The organism is Bacteroidota bacterium (genome assembly GCA_039714315.1).
Taxonomy (GTDB): domain Bacteria; phylum Bacteroidota; class Bacteroidia; order Flavobacteriales; family JADGDT01; genus JADGDT01.
The window spans coordinates 1-18,267 of sequence record JBDLJM010000056.1 but is presented as its reverse complement, the minus strand read 5'-3'; the positions used below and the strand labels follow the sequence as shown (position 1 = coordinate 18,267).

Sequence of the window (18,267 nt, the reverse complement as noted above, 5' to 3'; positions counted from 1 at the left end):
CCTGAAAGGGAGAAAAAATCAACATTACGCAAAACGTAATGTCTAAACACTCCCCAGGAATAAAGCCCTGAAAAGACAAAAGAATCTACACTACACAAAGCATAATGATTAAACTCTACCCAGGAAATAAAGCCCTGAAAGGGAGAAAAAATCAACATTACGCAAAACGTAATGTCTAAACACTCCCCAGGAATAAAGCCCTGAAAAGACAAAAGAATCTACACTACACAAAACATAATGATTAAACTCTCCCCAGAAAAAAAGCCCTGAAAGGGCGAAAAAATCAACATTACGCAAAACATAATGTCTAAACACTCCCCAGGAATAAAGCCCTGAAAAGGCAAAAGAATCTACACTACACAAAGCATAATGATTAAACTCTACCCAGGAAATAAAGCCCTGAAAGGGCGAAAGAATCAACATTACGCAAAGCGTAATGTTTAAACTCTCCCCAGAAAAAAAGCCCTGAAAGGGCGAAATCTTAAACTTTAGTGCACAACAGTTTCAATAGTCAACATACCTCCGACTATTTCTTCTCCGAATGTTTGCAGTTTAATATCGGATATACTTTTGGGGTCGATTTTACCCTCCTTATAAAAATCTGTATTGAGTTCTCTTCCGTTTACAACAATCATTAAACGGCTGTAGTCAAAATTTGGTGAATCTACAATTTGTTTCAGACTACCACTGCTTTCCAGTCCTACTAACGGCATTACCCATTCTTTTGCCGAATATGCTTTTGTTTCGATCAGGAAAACTCCTTTTTTGGCCATTGAGCCATATTTTTCGACATATTGCGTCAGATCGCTATCGATAAAACTCAAATGATTTAGCTGATTGATCTTTACTGAAGATAAATTATTAAAGTCACTTTTGGAGCCGTCAACAAGGATGAGAGCCGAAGTACTTTCGTTCATAAAAGTAAATTTGGGATACCTTGTAATCATATAATTCTGCATGAAGTCTAATTGTCTTTCCTGAGCAAAACCAAAAAGCGAAACAAGAACTAATAGTGATATAATATAAATTTTCTTCATAGGTGTAAAAGGTTCTAGATTAAGGCTAAATGTATCAAAATTTTTCATGACCTTAAATGAAAAACAATTTTCTTTGTGGCCGGGATAGAAGCGATACCCTGCAGCTGTAAAAACCACTGAAATTAATAGTAAAAAAGCGACTTCAGAAGCTTTTTTCACTATTTAAAATGAAGGGTTTTTACAGCGAAGCGTATAAGCGTATAGCCCGACAAGCCACCCAAATCAAATAATATTCTTACAAAATCTTTCTTATCTATAAATAATGATACCTGTGTAGCCTTTCCTGAACGATTAAGGTTATTCTATTTTGCACATAAAGTGGCTACTTTACTCTTGACCTTACCGGTAGTTTTATGATTGCAAAAAACAGATTCACGGGCAGACACAACTTTTTAACACACAAACACCGTAATGAAAAAAATATATTTAATACCTTTATAATCAGGACGTTAAAAACTTTCGGCGATGAAAAAAATTATACGCGTACTATTTATATTTTTCAGTTTAAATTTGGCGGCTCAGGAAGAAAGCAAACCGAAAATTCCGGATTTTTTAAGATCTATAGAACCGTATGGTACTTTTGAGTATGCTGCTGCAGGTTATAAAGACGGAATAGCAGTGGTTGACCTCATTCCCAGGGTTGGTGTTGCGGGAGAATGGTTTTTTAAAGACTCTGATGACTACTACTTTTTTACAAAGGCTGAAATAGGACTGCATCTTACGCGCAGGAATGACTATATAACAATTTCTGTTGACCCCGGGGGGAAATACGGAAAGACCGATAATGCGATTTATGCCAGACAGGGATTTATAGGCATCGGCACTCCTTTCGGCAGAATTTCGGTGGGTAAGCAATGGGGGGTACACTACGCATTGGCAGGTAATATAGACAACATGTATATATTTGGCGGTGATGCAATAGGAGTTTATAATGCGGGAACTGATGGAGGTCCATCGGGTACCGGAAGAGCAGACCAGTCAATAAAATATGAATTTTCGAACGACAGATTCTATGTCGGGGTACAGGGACAGTTCAGAAATTTCAGCTCTAACAATGTAAAGTTTGCAGATGCTGCAGGAATATCTTCATATTATGATTTCAGGATCTTTAAGTTTGGTTTATCGTATAACAAAGTTTTCGACGGTGTTGAAGTACCCATTCCCGGAGAAACAAAAACAGATGACGAATTCTTTTCTGCATTAATAGATGTTAACAGAGAAAATTTCCATTTTGGTATTCTGGGAAATATTTTCAACAATCACGAAAAAGACAATTCCGGAGAATTTTTTAAGGGCTGGGGAGTTGAATACAACCTGAAATATAATTTCGGAAAAGAAAAAGAATGGAGTTTTGTAAACAACAGTTCTATAATGAAGCCATTTAGCGATGAGGACATGGAATATATTTCGAACAGATATTCATTTGAACTTGCGAGGCGATTTTCTCAAAACACGGCAGTTATACTGGGATTCAGATACGACAACAGTACAAATGCCGACGGTATCAAGAATAAGATACACCACGTAGCATTAGGATTCTACTATAATTTCAATTACCCGGTGCCTTAGCAGGTGAACATTCAGGTTACTGCAAATAATTTACAATATTCACCGGATGACCAAAAAAGTCATCCGATGAATAAATCAGGCTATTATATAGCTGCCGATGAAGTCGGCATTTTTCTATCTACTTTTTTTACCAACCCTGAAAGAACTTTTCCCGGTCCTACTTCTACAAATTCTGTTGCTCCATCTTCAATCATTTGTACAACAGACTGAGTCCATTTTACCGGAGAAGTAAGCTGAGAAATAAGATTTGCTTTGATATCCTCAGGTTTTGTAACGGCTGTTGTTGTAACATTTTGATAAACCGGACAAACAGGAGTTTTGAATTCTGTTTCTTCAATAGCTTTTGCCAGCTCTTCTCTGGCAGGTTCCATCAAAGGTGAATGGAAAGCACCCCCAACCGGAAGAGGCAATGCTCTTTTAGCTCCTTTATCCTTGGCCAGTTTACAGGCAGAATTTACCGCTTCAACACTTCCCGAAATCACTAATTGTCCCGGACAATTATAGTTTGCAGCAACAACTACCCCTTCTGTTTCGCTACAAACTGCTTCTACATCTTCGTCAGACAATCCTAAAACCGCAGCCATAGTAGACGGCTCTTTTTCACAGGCATCCTGCATTGCCAAAGCACGCTTTGACACAAGTTTAAGGCCATCTTCGAAATCTAAAGTTCCGTTAGCTACCAGTGCCGAAATCTCGCCCAGTGAATGGCCGGCAACCATATCTGGTTTAAATTCTTCCCCAATAACTTTCGATAATATCACCGAATGAAGAAATATAGCAGGCTGCGTAACTTTTGTCTGTTTTAGTTCCTCTGCAGTTCCCTCAAACATTATATCGGTAATTCTAAAACCGAGTATTTCGTTAGCTTTTTCGAATAAGTCTTTAGCTATCTCTGAATTATCATAGAGATCCTTTCCCATTCCTACAAACTGAGCCCCCTGACCGGGGAAAACATATGCCTTCATGTGTATATAATTTTTATTTTTTTGATTTGTTTGCGCTGCAAGTTTACGACTTAAACCCAAAACATTAGCCTTTATTTTATGAAAATCTTAATTATAGCACAATAATTCCGGGAGGGTACTTTTTACATAAACCCAACTGTAAACTACTCAAAATCAACAATATTCATGGTTAATATCTTATTTATGATTAATTTTAATATTAAACCTAATATTATTGTAAAATGTTATAAGTTAGCTATATGAAATTACCCTTAAAATAAAAGACCATAAAGTCTTTTATAGTTGTGTTTTTTTTATTTTAGCCTAAAATGTAAATTCAAGAACTAATGAAAAACTTATTAAAAGTACTTTTAATCTCAATTCCTATTTTAATTTCAGGTTGTGCCGAAGATGAATCTTCAAAAAAAGAAGTTAAAGATCCTATAAAAAAAACGGATAAAAAAATTGAAGCTCCTGAAGAAGTTTCAGGTTCCGATTATGGAATTGGCCCTATTTCGAAAGGTGATGTTACCTTAACCGACGAAGTAGATGCTGCGATGGCTGAACAAGGCAAAATAGTTTATGACAAGATGTGTACTGCATGTCACAAGGCTAATAAAAAATTTATAGGACCTGCTCCAAAAGGGATTATGGAACGACGTACTCCTGAATGGATCATGAATATGATTCTCAACCCCGAACAAATGGTTAAAGAAGATCCTATTGCCAAACAATTATTAATTGATTTTAACGGTGCACCAATGGCCAACCAAAATCTTACTAAAGAAGAGGCTCGTCATGTGTTAGAATATTTTAGAACATTAAAATAAATTTAAACCCTCAAACGTCAATTACCAATCCATGCGTTATCGCTCAATTTTATTTATTGTAATTATTTCACAATTGTGGGCCTGTAATTTAGAGCCTAAAGAAATTAATTACGGAAAAGATCAGTGCAATTTCTGCAATATGAAAATTGAAGATGATCAACATTCTGCAGAAGTCATCACAAAAAAGGGAAAAGTATTTAAGTACGATGCCATCGAGTGTATGATGCGCGATTATAACGAAGCTCACAATAAGGTGGCTATGTTTTTCGTAAATGATTACGACTCAGCTAAAACCCTTGTCAATGCCAAAGAAACTACTTTTTTAATAAGTAAAAATCTACCCAGTCCGATGGGTGAATTTCTTACGGGATTTTCCGACAGTAGTTCTGCAAAAAAAATGCTGGAAGAAAAAGGAGGTAAACTTTACAGTTGGGATGAGCTGACATCATATTTTGAAAATATGCAATCCCATGATGAATAACCTTCTTACCAACCGAAATAAAAATAATTACTTAGAAAATCAACTTTAGCACCAATACAGTCTAACCATGAAATTTAAGCACCTGTTTATTACCATCTTTTTTATATCATTTGTTTCATGCAACAACAATAAGCAGATTGAGGAAAAAAATGAAAAGATTCTAGATTATCAGACTTTAAAAAACATAAATAACCTTAACATAGACAGACTCTACACTGAAATATCTTTAAAAATTGATGATACGGTAAAGGTCAACAACTTAATAACAATTTTTAGATTATCTATTAAAAACAGACCGGTAAGAGAAGATATTTTAGACGAAGCACAAAACATCTCAGAAAAATTAAACTACGAAACCGGGCTAGCTGACTGTTTGAGCAAAAAAGGAGTTAATGCCCGTTATAATCACAAGTACCTCCGATCGATAAGCTTTCACAAAGAAGCCATCAAGCACTATGAAAATTCATGGTACATTAAAGGTAAAATCAAGAATCTCAACAGCCTGGCCGTTTCATACAGGAGGCTTAACATGGAAGAAGAAGCCATAAAGCACTATATTGAGTCAATACATTTATCAGAAAAAAATAACATTCCAAAAAGTACAGCTATCGCCCTAAACGGTATAGGGAATTCACACATAGCTCTGCACAGATACGATGATGCCATAAAGTATTTCAAAAGATCTTTAAGCCTTAAAAAAGCTGATGGAAGCGAAAGGGGAATGGGATATGATTACAATAATTTGGGAGAGGCTTATATGTATAAAAAACAATACGATTCAGCTTTCTACTACCATAGCAAATCATTAGAAATTGCGAACAAACTAAATATCAAAAACGACAAAGCAATTATTTACAGCTCAATTGGATTTATGTTTCAAAACAAAGGAGAATTAAATAAGGCTTTAAATTATTACTCAAAAGCTACCCCAACCTTAAAGGAAAATAAAAGCAAACGCTTATTAAGCTTTACTCTGATCAATACAGGAATAACATATAAACTATTACATAACTACTCAAAAGCAAAAGAATACATCACGGAAGGCTTAGACTTATCTAAGGAAATATCATCGAAAGAAAACATAGTATTAGGACATGAAGCTCTTTCAAATCTATCAGAATCCAATGGCAATTATAAAAAGGCAATCGAAGAGTATAAACTGATGAATTTATACAGAGACAGTATTTTCAATATTCAAAGTGAAAATAACATGGTTGCTATGAATATTAAATATGAATCGGAGAAAAAAGATGAGAAAATAAACAGACTCAAGCTTGAATCGAAGGTACAAAACAGTAAAATTATTATTCTAATACTTGCTGTTGCGATAATAATAATTATTGCAGTATTTAGTATATTTTATCAGCGTATTTCCCTGAGAAACCAAAATCTGGAACTAGAAGAAATGCGCAATGACATAAAAAGACATGTTGATCAAATTGCAAATCTAAAAGATAAAGAAATTAATAGCGACCGGAACATAGAATTCGTTTCTGAAAAAATAAATGAATTCGACCTAACCGAAAGAGAAAAAGAGGTCTTAAAATATATTTCTCTTGGGCTGAAAAATAAGGAAATAGCCAATAAAATGTTTGTTTCATTATCTACCGTTAAAACTCATACTATGAATATTTTCAATAAGCTTGATGTTCGCAATAGAATTGAAGCAGCAAAAAAGGCCCAAACCCTATAAACACCTTATATCCAACATACAAACAGGGCTTATCATACTTTAGTATTAGTCAGTTTCATACAAAAGTATGAGCTTTTTTATGCTTTATCATATTAGATTTGGAATCTATAAAACGTAAATAAATACAAAGCCCATATGAGTATGAAAATCGTTACAACACTATATATTATTGGATTGCTATTGGCATTTATAGGTCTTTTAATTTAAAAAGCAGCAAACGTACATTTGAAAATTTTATAACAGAACAGGAATTTAGAACAAGAAATACGCAAGTTTAGCACTACTGTTTTACCTAACACCCAAATCTATCGATTTCTTAAGATGATTAAGATATCAAAAAACTACAACTAATAAGAAAGATTGCAAATGCAATCTTTCTTTATTTAATCTTATACCGTAAAAAGCACAAAGCTATGGATCAACCCAAAATTTGGGGATTAAAATTTATTCCAAGGCAAAAGTAAAAAGGTTTATTTCAATTTGGTTTTATTGGCTATTGCACCTAAGATATTCATTAGTTGTCCTGATTCATTTATTAAGTTTATTCTTCTTTTATCTCCTTTCTATACTATTCCGTTTATTACAAGTAACCAATAATTGGATTCCCTAATTTCCTTTAATGATATACTTGTTTTGTTATGAAATCCCCATCTCGGCTAAGCCGAGACCAAACGACATGAGTATTATGGGGATAACACCTGCCTGCGTGATGCAGTCAGGCAGGTATGACCAAAACATTAAATTATATACATATGAAAATCCGGCCTGGATACAGCAGCTTGTGCCTCGTCATAATTTGCTCCGGGAGAAGTAGCGCTCTTAATCAATTGATACTTTATGACTTTTACTCAGTAGTATTTGATAAGGTCCTAAGGAACTTAATAACTCTAATGGCGAAATTTAATAATCGTTTTGAAAGTTCGTTTCGTGTTTTAATGGTGTGTATCTTTTAAAACATAATAAAGATAAACTTATTTACGATTCTTAAAATGTTAAGTGAAAGCTTAAATACTTTCCTGCCTGACTGAGTCACGCAGGAAGGTGCCTTTTTACTTTTTACTTTTGCCTTTAAATTGTCCTAGGTTTTACTCACCTCAGAAAATAACGCTGATCCCACAAAATTATATCCCTTTAGCCCTTAAAACCCAATCATGAGTATAACAGTTTCTCACTCAAACAATTTTTCAGCATAAGTGTCAGCCCATAATAATAAAGCTTCTTTTGATTCCTTATCTAACTTAGCGTCACTATGGGTAATCAGATAAACCGGGAATGGCATTTCGCCTTCCTCTACCGACTCGATAATATCACTGATTTTTTTTGCCTTTTTCGATTTTGAAAGACTCTCCCAGTTGGAAAAGTTCAACTCTTTCCTGCCTACTTCAACATCTCTTTTTACCAAAAAAGAAACAGGTGCTACATAAGAATACCAAGGGTAGACAGTTTCATTTGAATGACAGTCATAACAGGAAGTGCGGATTTGTTGTTCTATTTTATCAGGGAGAGAATTATTAGCGAGAAAATCATTCTCATTTTCAATTATTACTTCCGGAAGTTCATTTGGAATAAACTGAATGGAGACAAATAGAATTACAATTATAAAAATAACTTTTTTAAACATTATTACTTCAATTTCGTTACACCATCAAATATAATAATAAAGAAGCTGCATCACAATAAAACGATGCAGCCCTCTAATTAAACTAACTCAAAATCTACTATATAAAAGACAGTTACCTGATCCCTTTCTACTTTTAATGAAACTATGTTTATTCGGCTAAGCGGTCACCCTGACTTTTTGCCCAGTTTAACATAGTTTCTTTTTCTTCAGCAGTTAAAACTTTATCAGGATATTTCTCCAGAAATTTTTCCGGAGGCATTTCACCTTCCACAAGAACTTCATGAATACCTTCGTATTTACTTATTTGCTTATATACACTCAATTCATCAAGTGTATCGAAAGCAAGTTTCTTCTTTCCCTTTTTATTCTTTGATTCAGAATTATGACAAGCATAACACTTGTTATCAATAATTTCCTTAGCATCATCGGTAATTATTGTATTTGCAGAATCTAATTTCGTATCAACTGTAGATACTTCATCAGCAGTAAAACTCACTGTAATAAATCCTATCGCAACAATAGCACCTAAAGAATACATTATCTTTTTCATACTGTTCATCTTTTTATCTATCGCTAAGTTCATAAAAAAAAGAAAGGAGGCAAAAGCCTCCTTAAATCATTTATTTATAAACAAATAGATTTTTTCTATTTTGTAAACTTATAGCTTTTAGAATCACTACCGGCAGATACTTTTAAAATATAGTTACCTCTATTTAGTCCGGAAACATCAATAGACTTTCCTGCTAAATTCCCTTTTTCGCTGATCAACAATTTCCCGTCCACACCAAATACTTCAAATCCGGCATTTTTGTATAATGAACTTTTGAAATTTAACTTATTTATTACAGGATTAGGGTAAAGCGACACTGACGCATTTTCGAATACACCTTCGGATAATGCATCGGAAACTACCACTTCCGAGGCCCACTGTGAATAAATATCCCTGTTGAAGTCTGCATCCTGACCAGGTGAATAGAATTCTTTTTCCTTAACCGGAGGTGTCACACCTGAATCCTGGATTTTTGACATGAAATAGTATCTGACAACATCACCGGGGTTCAAATCTGCAGAAGGTATTGCAAAGGTATACATGTTGTTATCTGATTCCTCACCTATTTTAATATCCATCAGACCATTATCTACGGTTGATCCTTCGTTAATTATAGCTATCCATTCTTCATCGGTAAAAGATTTATTAACCGTGTATTTAAGCGAAACAGATGTAAATTCAGGTGTTACAACCTTATCGTATTCATACATAATACTGAAAGTCAAATCTACTCCAAGCTCATTTATGATTGATAGATTTGAAAATCCATTAATAGGAGTATCGAACATTTCTCCGCTACTTGGACCACTAGAATCGCCAGAGTCAGAAGGCTGTGCAAATCCAGCAGAAGCTACGAATAGCATCATGAGTAATAGGTACACATTTTTCATATCAATTGTTTTTGAGTTTTTTCGTTTGGTTAATCAAATATATTAAAACATATACCCTAAATGAAATTTTCAGTAACATTTTACACATTTACGATATAATCCACTACAAAACAGACTACATTTTGCATTATTTCATCAGCTTATAACTATAAATTTTATCAATTGTTGAAACTTTTAGGACATAAACCCCGTCAACAAGTGCAGAAAAATCCAAAACCTTATGCAATAAATTACCCTTCTCGCTCATCAACAGCTGTCCGCTAATGCTATAAACCTCGAATTTCCCTACTTCATTTATCCCACTTTCAAAATTCAACTTATCATTTACGGGTAGCGGATACACAGAAGCAGAAGCATCCGTTACATTCATTTCGTAAAGCACATTTTCCAATATCTCGTTCTCAATTAATGGTACAATAAAAACTTCTCCATTATTATTCCCCACAATCGAAATTATATCTACAGGAGAATCAGGCATATCACTCCCTATATAAACCGCTTCATGAAAAATTGTCCTTAATATCAGTTCATCATTAGTGCCCTTTTTCGAAACCGGGGCGTAATTAAGTATATAGTTTTGGTCGGCTATAAAAGTTCCGTCTCCCCCTGCAACATCATTAATAATCACATTAGATACTTTTACCAGATCAGATTCAAAGACTCCACTAAGTATTTCTTCGAATGATGCATCGTGCACAGTTACTTCAATACCTTCGGAAACTAATTCAGGACTATGATCTTCATTCAGTACAAATTCCAACAATCCGTTATTTAATTCCAGTGTTCCGACAATATTCTTATAAGAATTTCCAACCTCATTTAATCCATCACTATTATCAGGCATAAAAAACAAAATCGCTGCTCCATTATCCCTAATCCAAAGCTGCTTTCCGTTTTCTATTCTCTGATATACTGTCAATGTCTCTCCAATCAGCCGGTAAACAATACCATCATCTGTAGTTTTATCTCTTAATGATGCAACATCGTTAACATCCACTACTTCCTTTACCGAAAAATTCAATATTGATTCTACAACCGGATCAAGCGGATTGCCGTCATTGTCGCGCAATTCAATTGTAACAGAATGCTCTCCTGAGCCGAAAATCAGATATTCACTCAACATTACCGGTGAACTCTGGGGATTTACTTCATAAGCAGCAGATACTCCGTCGAAATCCTTAATAAACAGTTTTCCGTCAGAAACAAGGCTGAATCCCTCCACAAGGAAATCTATTACAACTTCCGGATCTTCGCCCGGGTACATGTAATAAATTTCATTATCAGAAGGTCCGGTTATTGTCAATTTCGGTGATACAATACCAGAATTAAAACTATAAGTCATAGCGGGAAATGGAATTTCTGCACCTGAGTTTACTGTTTCATTATCCAGAGCATTAATTCCGCTATAATTCCAGTCATCAGGGGTAAATATTCCATCATTTGAAGCAACATCATTTTTCCTGTAAGCCCATCCGTCAGTATATTCCCATACTTCGCCGTTTCCATCGGTATTAATATCGCCAAATACATCTACAACAACCCCATTTTTAAACAGCTCAACTGCATCGTCTCCATTAACTCTCATAGATCCGCTGGTGTAACCGGGATCAAATCCAAAAAAAGCATTAAACATTGGCTGTTCGTATACAATATATACAAAATCACCTGCAACTACAGCATCCGGAGGAAAAGTAAACTCTTCACCATCACTACCTTCACCGTTGGTCGCAGATCCGATTCCGTAAACACTCAAATCGGGAATATCATTAATCACATACAATTCCACTCCTTTTGGTGTTCCGCCATCTAATGGCCCGTCAAAAATTCCTGTTATAAGTAAATCGGACGTTTGTCCATAGTTAAAAATAGCAGCACATAGAAGTACTGCTGAAAAGAACATTTTTTTCATAGCAAGTTACTTTAAGTTAATTTTCATGGTTAATTACACTTAAAGTTACTAAAATTAAAACTTTAAACAAATTACATTGCTAATAATCAACACTTTAAACATTCACATTATACAAATATAAACCTGCCTAACTGAATCAGAGCAGACAGGTTTATTTTAGTATAGTTGACGATTAAGCCACTAGAAAGGTCTCGATAAATAATTGAATTTCTTATATACAGCATTAGGAGCTATGAACAATATAGCGGAAGGATACCCGAATGCTTTCGAGAAATACGGATCCAGTGTTTTCGCTTCTTCCATCAGTTGTTTACCTTCTTCTTCTTTATCACTTCTGATTTTAAGTATCGCCATCTGTCCTTTTGCCCATGCTTTCATAGAGTTACACGGAACAGGTTCGGATGCAATATACTTTTCATATTCTGCACTAATTAACGGAACTGCAGGTTCCATTTCCATACTTCCCTGCATTACCTGCATAGTATAGTACCTGCCCATATCAAGGAACAGATAATTCTTATTTTCATTTAACTCGATAGCCTTTTCAAAATATCCCCGTGAGTTCTCGGGATCATTTTTTAACAGATACACCCTTCCTTTTGCTTCTAACAATTCGGCATTATCTTTATTATCATCTATCAATTTGGTCCAGAAAGCAATATAATCAGCATCCTTAGGCATCATTATTTCACGGGCTTTGGCTCCGCAAACAAGGTCTTCCTTCTCTAATTCGGCAGTATACTTTTCTGCTTTTTCTAAACTTCCACCATTTTCCTCCGGTACAAGTGCATATAGGTCTACAAGGCAAAGTTTTGCTTCATAAAATTCCGGATTAACCTTCAACAAGCTGTGATAATTTTCTTCTATCTGATTCATCTGATCCTCCACATTTTCTTTTCCACCCATTAAATCGGCATACACTTGAAGTGACAACAGCAAACCTTTATAATACAAATACTCCTGATTAGATGAATCATACAAAACCGCTTTATCAATATAATTTCGGCTTTTTTCAAGGTGCTGCATAATTTGACGGGGATTACCCAGTCCCATATGATGTTCAATACGCGACAATTCGTACCATGCCATTGCATATGTAGAATCAACTTCTATAATTTCGTCCAAAACTACCTTGGCCGAATCTACATGCCCGTTTATTCTTAACTCCCAACCTTCAAACAGTTTGGAACTATTATCCACCTGTCCCATGGCGATGGAACTGATAAACAACAAAAAAATTAATGATATACTTAGGAGAGAATTTAATCCGGTTACTACTGCTAACTTTTTCATAACTTCACGGAATTAAAAAACATTAAAGATGGTACAAGTTACAAATTAACTAGCTGATTTTCAACTATTACAAATACATTACAACCTGTAAAGTCAGGAATAGAATACTAAGATTGTTTTATTCACCGATAGGGCTATTAATATTCTTTCTTTTATATATTTGTATCCGGAAAATTACTATGTAAATAATATAGTATTTTTACCAAATGAGCAACAAGCAAAATTTGTCTTAATTATTTTTTTAAACGATGGAATACAAAAGAGTTCTCCTCAAACTTAGTGGTGAGGCATTAATGGGTGAGCGTCAATACGGAATTGACCCTAAGAGGTTAGCAGAGTACGCTGAGGAAGTTAAAGAAATTATTGAAATGGGCATTGAGGTGGCTATTGTAATAGGCGGGGGAAACATCTTTCGCGGAGTTGCAGGAGCTTCGAACGGTATGGACAGAGTTCAGGGCGATCATATGGGAATGCTGGCAACTGTTATTAACGGACTTGCACTGCAATCGGCACTAGAGAACGCCGGACTTGCTACCCGTTTACAAACTGCTATTGAAATGAACAAAATTGCAGAGCCTTTTATCAGACGTAAAGCAATTCGTCATCTGGAAAAAGGCAGAGTTGTTATTTTTGGAGGTGGAACAGGAAATCCTTACTTTACAACTGATACAGGTGCAACATTGAGAGCAGTTGAGATAAAGGCCGATGCAATATTGAAAGGCACCAGAGTTGACGGAGTATATTCGGCCGACCCTGAAAAAGATCCCGATGCAACTAAATTTGATTATATTAGCTTTGAAGATGTCATTCAAAAAGATTTGAAAGTTATGGATTTGACGGCATTTGCATTAAGTAAAGAAAATAATTTACCAATAATAATTTTCAACATGAATATTAAAGGTAATTTGAAAAGATTGCTTAGCGGTGAAAAAGTTGGTACTTTTGTAGGTAACAAATAATTAATGTAGACCCTGAATTTATTTCAGGGTAAAAAATCATCAAAACAATAAAGACAACAATATTATGGAGGAAGAAGTAGCTTTAATACTCGAAACTACAGCAGAGCAAATGGAAAGCTCTGTAGAACATATGCGTAAAGAATTTGTTAAGATTCGTGCGGGAAAAGCTTCTCCAACAATGCTAAACGGAGTTTTGGTTGATTACTACGGATCGATGACTCCATTGGCTCAGATATCAAACATCAACACTCCTGATGGTAGAACTTTAAGTATTCAACCCTGGGAAAAAAACATGATCGACCCTATTGAAAGAGCTATTATAAACTCAAATTTAGGATTTGCTCCAATGAACAATGGAGAGTCTATCATAATCAGCATCCCCCCGCTTACGGAAGAACGTCGTATTGAGTTGACAAAACAGGCTAAAGCCGAGTCTGAAAACGCAAAAGTTTCTTTAAGAAACCACCGAAAGGACGCTAATGACGAAGTAAAAAGTCTGGAAAAAGACGGTTTATCGGAAGATATAGCAAAAGATACGGAAGCTGAAATTCAAAATCTCACGAATAAATACAGCAAGATAATCGATACTCTTGAAAAGGAAAAAGAAGAAGAAATCATGACTGTATAATTTACATAAATTATTTATTAAGGCTGCACAATTATTGACAACGATAACTATGCAGCCTGTTTTTTTTAAATCAAAAATAAATTAGTTCGATTGCCATAAACTTTCACTTAATATAATTATTTTTGCAAGATTTGAATGACTAGAGAAAAATGTGGAAGAAGATAACCAGAATTATTTTAAGAAATAGAATAGCCATATTAATTGTTATTGCATTAATAACAGTTTTTGCGGTTTTTCAAACACAAAACATAAAATATTCGTACGTAGACGCCAATTTGTTGCCAAATGACGATCCTACTGCTATAAATTACAGAAAATTCAAAGAGATTTTTGGAGAAGAAGCTACCATGATTATTATGGGAACTTCCGATTCACTCATTTACACTCCGGAAATATATAAAAACTGGAATGACCTTTCCGAAGAAATATCAAACATTACTGATGAGGATCTTATACCTTTTAAGAAAGACCCTAAAGCTCCAAGAGCAAAATTAAAAGAGGGCGAAAAACTGGTTTCCGGCGCAATTTCCATCTCAAATCTAAAAATATTAAAAAAGAATAAAGAAGGGAAAAAATTCGATTTAATTCCTCTATCAGACTCAATTCCAACAAACTCTGAAGACATACTCGCAATAAGGGAAAAACTATATAAACTGCCTTTTTACGATCAGATTCTATACAATAAAGAATCGGGATTAATAACAACTTCCATTATAGTAAACCCAAATATTCTAAATAGTGAAACAAGGGTTGAACTCGTATTGGCTATCGAAGATAAAATTGCAAAATTCGAAAAAGCCAACGGTATTGATATACATGTTTCCGGGATGCCATATATACGAACTTTCAATTCTGCCACAATTATCAGCGAGGTTAGTAATTTCGTATATCTGGCTATGTTTATCACAGCCTTTATCTTCTTTTTGTTTTTCAGATCTTTCTCGGCAACTATTATTTCGGTGATAGTTATCACAATTGCTGTAATCTGGTCGTTCGGAACAATTGGATTAATGGGTTATGATATTACAATCCTAACAGGTTTAATACCTCCTCTGATTATTGTTATCGGCTTTCCCAATGTAATATTCCTGCTGAATAAATTCCATCAGGAATATGCATACCACGGAAATAAAATAAAATCTATTTCGCGAATTATTACCAAAATCGGAAATGCGACTCTGCTAACCAATACAACAACTGCATTAGGATTTGCAACCTTTATTTTCACCAACAGTACGGTGATGAAGGAATTTGGTATTGTTGCATCTATAAACATTTTTGGAGTATTTCTGTTATCTATACTACTGGTTCCTATAATCTACAGTTTTAGAGCCAATCCAAAAGATAAACACCTGAAGCATTTAGATAAAAAATGGACACATGGTATTATTAACTGGATTTTAAAAGTTACGCAAGAAAATCGACCTGCGATATATGCGATCTCTATTTTCATGCTGACACTAAGTATTATAGGCATATACCAAATGAAAATATCGGGAAGTATCATTGACGATATGCCAAAAGGTGCTGAATTTTATAAAGACATCAAGTATTTCGAGAAAGAATATGAAGGAGTAATGCCTCTTGAAATCCTCATTGACACAAAACGAAAAGACGGAGTTTACAAGGCTTCTACGATGAAGAGAATAGATCGTCTCGGAGAATTCCTAAAAGACGAACCTGGATTGTCGCATCCGTTCTCCATGGTAAACCTGGTGAAATACGCAAAACAGGCATTCTACAACAATAATCCTAAGTATTACCAGTTACCCAACAGTCAGGAGCGTTCGTTTATATTGGAATACGCCAAAAATTCATCAACAGAAGGTAATAGTCAACTGGACAGATATGTTGACTCTACGGGACGTTATGCCAGAATCACCCTTATGATGAAGGATGTTGGAACTGACCAGATGGAAATGATACAGGGTGACCTAAGAAAACAGGTAGACAAAATATTCCCTTCAAAGAGTTACGATGTTGCAATGACTGGTGGAGCCTTAGTATTTCTCGAAGGAACCCATTATCTGGTAAAGAACCTGTTTATTTCACTGTCGCTTGCAGTATTATTGATCTCATTAATAATGGCATGGATGTTCCGTTCACCAAAGATGATATTAATATCTCTTATCCCTAATCTCCTCCCTCTGATTATTACAGCGGGACTAATGGGATTCTTTAATGTACCTATAAAACCATCAACTATTCTTGTTTTTAGTATTGCTTTCGGTATTTCTGTAGATGACACCATACACTTTCTGGCCAAATATCGCCAGGAACTTGAGGCAAGTAACTGGAGAATTAAAACATCTGTATTAAATGCACTTTCTGAAACGGGTAAAAGTATGTTCTATACATCCATTGTATTATTCTTTGGATTCCTTACATTCACTCTGTCGAGTTTTGGAGGTACGCAGGCCTTAGGGGGATTAGTTTCGATCACCCTCATGATTGCGATGGCTACCAACTTATTATTGTTACCTGCATTATTACTGTCACTGGAAAAAAGAATCACAAACAAGGCAGATTTCAAAAGGCCTTTTATTCCGCTTGACGCTGATGTTAATGATGAGGATCTCGATAAATAAAATTCAAATACCAACGCAATAAGAAGATATATTTAAGCAATGAAGGGAATAATATTAGCAGGAGGGTCCGGAACTCGCTTACACCCTTTGACCATAGCAGTTAGCAAGCAATTAATGCCCATATACGATAAGCCTATGATTTATTATCCTTTGGCGACATTAATGCAGGCAGGAATCAGGGATATTCTTATTATTTCTACTCCTCACGACCTCCCCTTGTTTAAAAAATTATTGGGTGATGGGTCGAGAATAGGCTGTAGTTTTAGTTACGAAGTTCAGACAGAGCCCAACGGACTTGCACAGGCTTTTGTAATTGGCGAAAATTTTATTGGTAAGGATTCTGTTGCTCTTATTTTAGGCGATAATATTTTCTATGGCTCAACAATGCCAAATCTCCTGCAAAACAATAATACCCCTGATGGAGGTGTTGTTTTTGCCTATCATGTTTCTGACCCTGAAAGGTACGGAGTTGTTGAATTTGACGATAATAATAAAGCATTATCAATTGAAGAGAAACCCATTGCACCAAAATCTAATTTTGCTGTTCCGGGACTATATTTCTACGATAACGATGTTGTTGAAATAGCAAAAAAACTAAAACCGTCAAATCGCGGAGAATACGAAATTACCGACATTAATAAAGCTTACCTCGAAAGGGGCAAATTAAAAGTAGGCATCTTAGACAGAGGTACCGCATGGTTAGACACGGGAACTATTTCGTCGCTAATGCAGGCAAGTCAATTTGTTCAGGTCATCGAAGAACGGCAGGGTCTTAAAGTTGGGTGTATTGAAGAAGTGGCTTTTCAACGAGGGTTTATTAACGCCAATGAACTTGAAGAAATCGCAAAATCATTAATTAAAAGTGGTTATGGCGAATACTTATTATCGCTGATACATCAGACTAAACATTAATAAATTCACCTGTACTATATTTTTTATCGATTTTAGACTAAAAATTTTACTAAAACACACAATTACTCCCTCTTTTTTGGAAAAAACGCTGCAAAAAATATTACTTTTGTCCGCCAAATTAGTTTAATACTAAATTGTCAGATTAGTAGTAAAGATAAATAAGGATGTATCCTTCATTATATCAATCTTTATCACTTAAGAGTTTGATATTTATGATATATAATCTGCCTTACGGACAAAGTCAGGCAGACGACATCTTATTAGAACATAAAATTAAAAACAGATGAAACATTCATTAGTACAATCGTACTCTTACAAGGAGAATGATAATAAATGAATGTACCATCTGACCGAAACATAAAA

General features: G+C 34.9%; 16 protein-coding genes. 8 read left to right on the top strand and 8 right to left on the bottom strand.

All coding sequences use genetic code 11. The features are described from left to right. Positions 1-108: 108 nt before the first annotated feature. Together ABFR62_07425 and ABFR62_07420 are read right to left on the bottom strand one after the other, a co-directional pair. Positions 109-423, bottom strand: coding sequence for a hypothetical protein (locus ABFR62_07425; protein ID MEN8138246.1), 315 nt, complete (start codon positions 421-423; stop codon positions 109-111). Positions 424-488: 65 nt separating this feature from the next. After that, positions 489-1,037 carry a hypothetical protein gene (locus ABFR62_07420; protein MEN8138245.1) on the bottom strand — a complete coding sequence of 183 codons (549 nt, stop codon included), beginning with the start codon at positions 1,035-1,037 and terminating at the stop codon, positions 489-491. A gap of 465 nt (positions 1,038-1,502) precedes the next feature. Here ABFR62_07420 and ABFR62_07415 point away from each other — a divergent pair, with 465 nt between their 5' ends. Beyond that, positions 1,503-2,606 carry a porin gene (locus ABFR62_07415; protein MEN8138244.1) on the top strand — a complete coding sequence of 368 codons (1,104 nt, stop codon included), beginning with the start codon at positions 1,503-1,505 and terminating at the stop codon, positions 2,604-2,606. Positions 2,607-2,689: 83 nt separating this feature from the next. Here ABFR62_07415 and fabD read toward each other — a convergent pair whose 3' ends face one another. Next, complete coding sequence (fabD, locus tag ABFR62_07410; GenBank protein ID MEN8138243.1) at positions 2,690-3,571, bottom strand: ACP S-malonyltransferase; 882 nt, start codon at positions 3,569-3,571, stop codon at positions 2,690-2,692. 326 nt (positions 3,572-3,897) lie between these two features. Here fabD and ABFR62_07405 point away from each other — a divergent pair, with 326 nt between their 5' ends. The 3 genes from ABFR62_07405 (at position 3,898) to ABFR62_07395 (ending at position 6,554) form a co-directional block, all read left to right on the top strand. Continuing rightward, a complete protein-coding gene (locus tag ABFR62_07405) occupies positions 3,898-4,380 on the top strand; it encodes a cytochrome c (protein MEN8138242.1) in 483 nt (160 codons plus the stop codon). Between the two features lie 31 nt (positions 4,381-4,411). Beyond that, positions 4,412-4,861, top strand: a complete 450-nt coding sequence (locus tag ABFR62_07400; protein ID MEN8138241.1) for a nitrous oxide reductase accessory protein NosL — start codon at positions 4,412-4,414, stop codon at positions 4,859-4,861. 67 nt (positions 4,862-4,928) lie between these two features. Next, complete coding sequence (locus ABFR62_07395; GenBank protein ID MEN8138240.1) at positions 4,929-6,554, top strand: tetratricopeptide repeat protein; 1,626 nt, start codon at positions 4,929-4,931, stop codon at positions 6,552-6,554. A 1,168-nt stretch (positions 6,555-7,722) separates the two neighbouring features. Here the strand turns inward: ABFR62_07395 and ABFR62_07390 are convergent. The 5 genes from ABFR62_07390 to ABFR62_07370 all read right to left on the bottom strand — a co-directional run bounded on the left by ABFR62_07390 (position 7,723) and on the right by ABFR62_07370 (position 12,817). Next, positions 7,723-8,175 carry a heme-binding domain-containing protein gene (locus ABFR62_07390; protein MEN8138239.1) on the bottom strand — a complete coding sequence of 151 codons (453 nt, stop codon included), beginning with the start codon at positions 8,173-8,175 and terminating at the stop codon, positions 7,723-7,725. Between the two features lie 148 nt (positions 8,176-8,323). Continuing rightward, the gene (locus ABFR62_07385; protein ID MEN8138238.1) at positions 8,324-8,725 is read right to left on the bottom strand and encodes a heme-binding domain-containing protein; all 402 of its coding nucleotides are present in this window, start codon (positions 8,723-8,725) and stop codon (positions 8,324-8,326) included. Between the two features lie 95 nt (positions 8,726-8,820). Beyond that, positions 8,821-9,615 (bottom strand): T9SS type A sorting domain-containing protein, encoded by a 795-nt coding sequence (locus tag ABFR62_07380; protein ID MEN8138237.1) that lies wholly within the window; start codon positions 9,613-9,615, stop codon positions 8,821-8,823. A gap of 127 nt (positions 9,616-9,742) precedes the next feature. Further along, on the bottom strand, positions 9,743-11,524 hold the full coding sequence (locus ABFR62_07375; GenBank protein ID MEN8138236.1) for a T9SS type A sorting domain-containing protein: 1,782 nt from the start codon (positions 11,522-11,524) through the stop codon (positions 9,743-9,745). 180 nt (positions 11,525-11,704) lie between these two features. Then, on the bottom strand, positions 11,705-12,817 hold the full coding sequence (locus tag ABFR62_07370; GenBank protein MEN8138235.1) for a hypothetical protein: 1,113 nt from the start codon (positions 12,815-12,817) through the stop codon (positions 11,705-11,707). Between the two features lie 248 nt (positions 12,818-13,065). Between ABFR62_07370 and pyrH the strand changes: the two genes are divergently transcribed. From pyrH to rfbA, 4 genes are all read left to right on the top strand, one after another. Beyond that, a complete protein-coding gene (gene pyrH / locus ABFR62_07365) occupies positions 13,066-13,776 on the top strand; it encodes a UMP kinase (protein ID MEN8138234.1) in 711 nt (236 codons plus the stop codon). A 64-nt stretch (positions 13,777-13,840) separates the two neighbouring features. After that, entirely contained in the window at positions 13,841-14,404 is a 564-nt protein-coding gene (frr, locus tag ABFR62_07360; GenBank protein MEN8138233.1) for a ribosome recycling factor, read from the top strand. A gap of 149 nt (positions 14,405-14,553) precedes the next feature. After that, entirely contained in the window at positions 14,554-16,992 is a 2,439-nt protein-coding gene (locus ABFR62_07355; GenBank protein ID MEN8138232.1) for an MMPL family transporter, read from the top strand. A gap of 39 nt (positions 16,993-17,031) precedes the next feature. Continuing rightward, entirely contained in the window at positions 17,032-17,904 is an 873-nt protein-coding gene (gene rfbA, locus ABFR62_07350) for a glucose-1-phosphate thymidylyltransferase RfbA (GenBank protein MEN8138231.1), read from the top strand. The last annotated feature ends 363 nt before the right edge of the window (positions 17,905-18,267 follow it).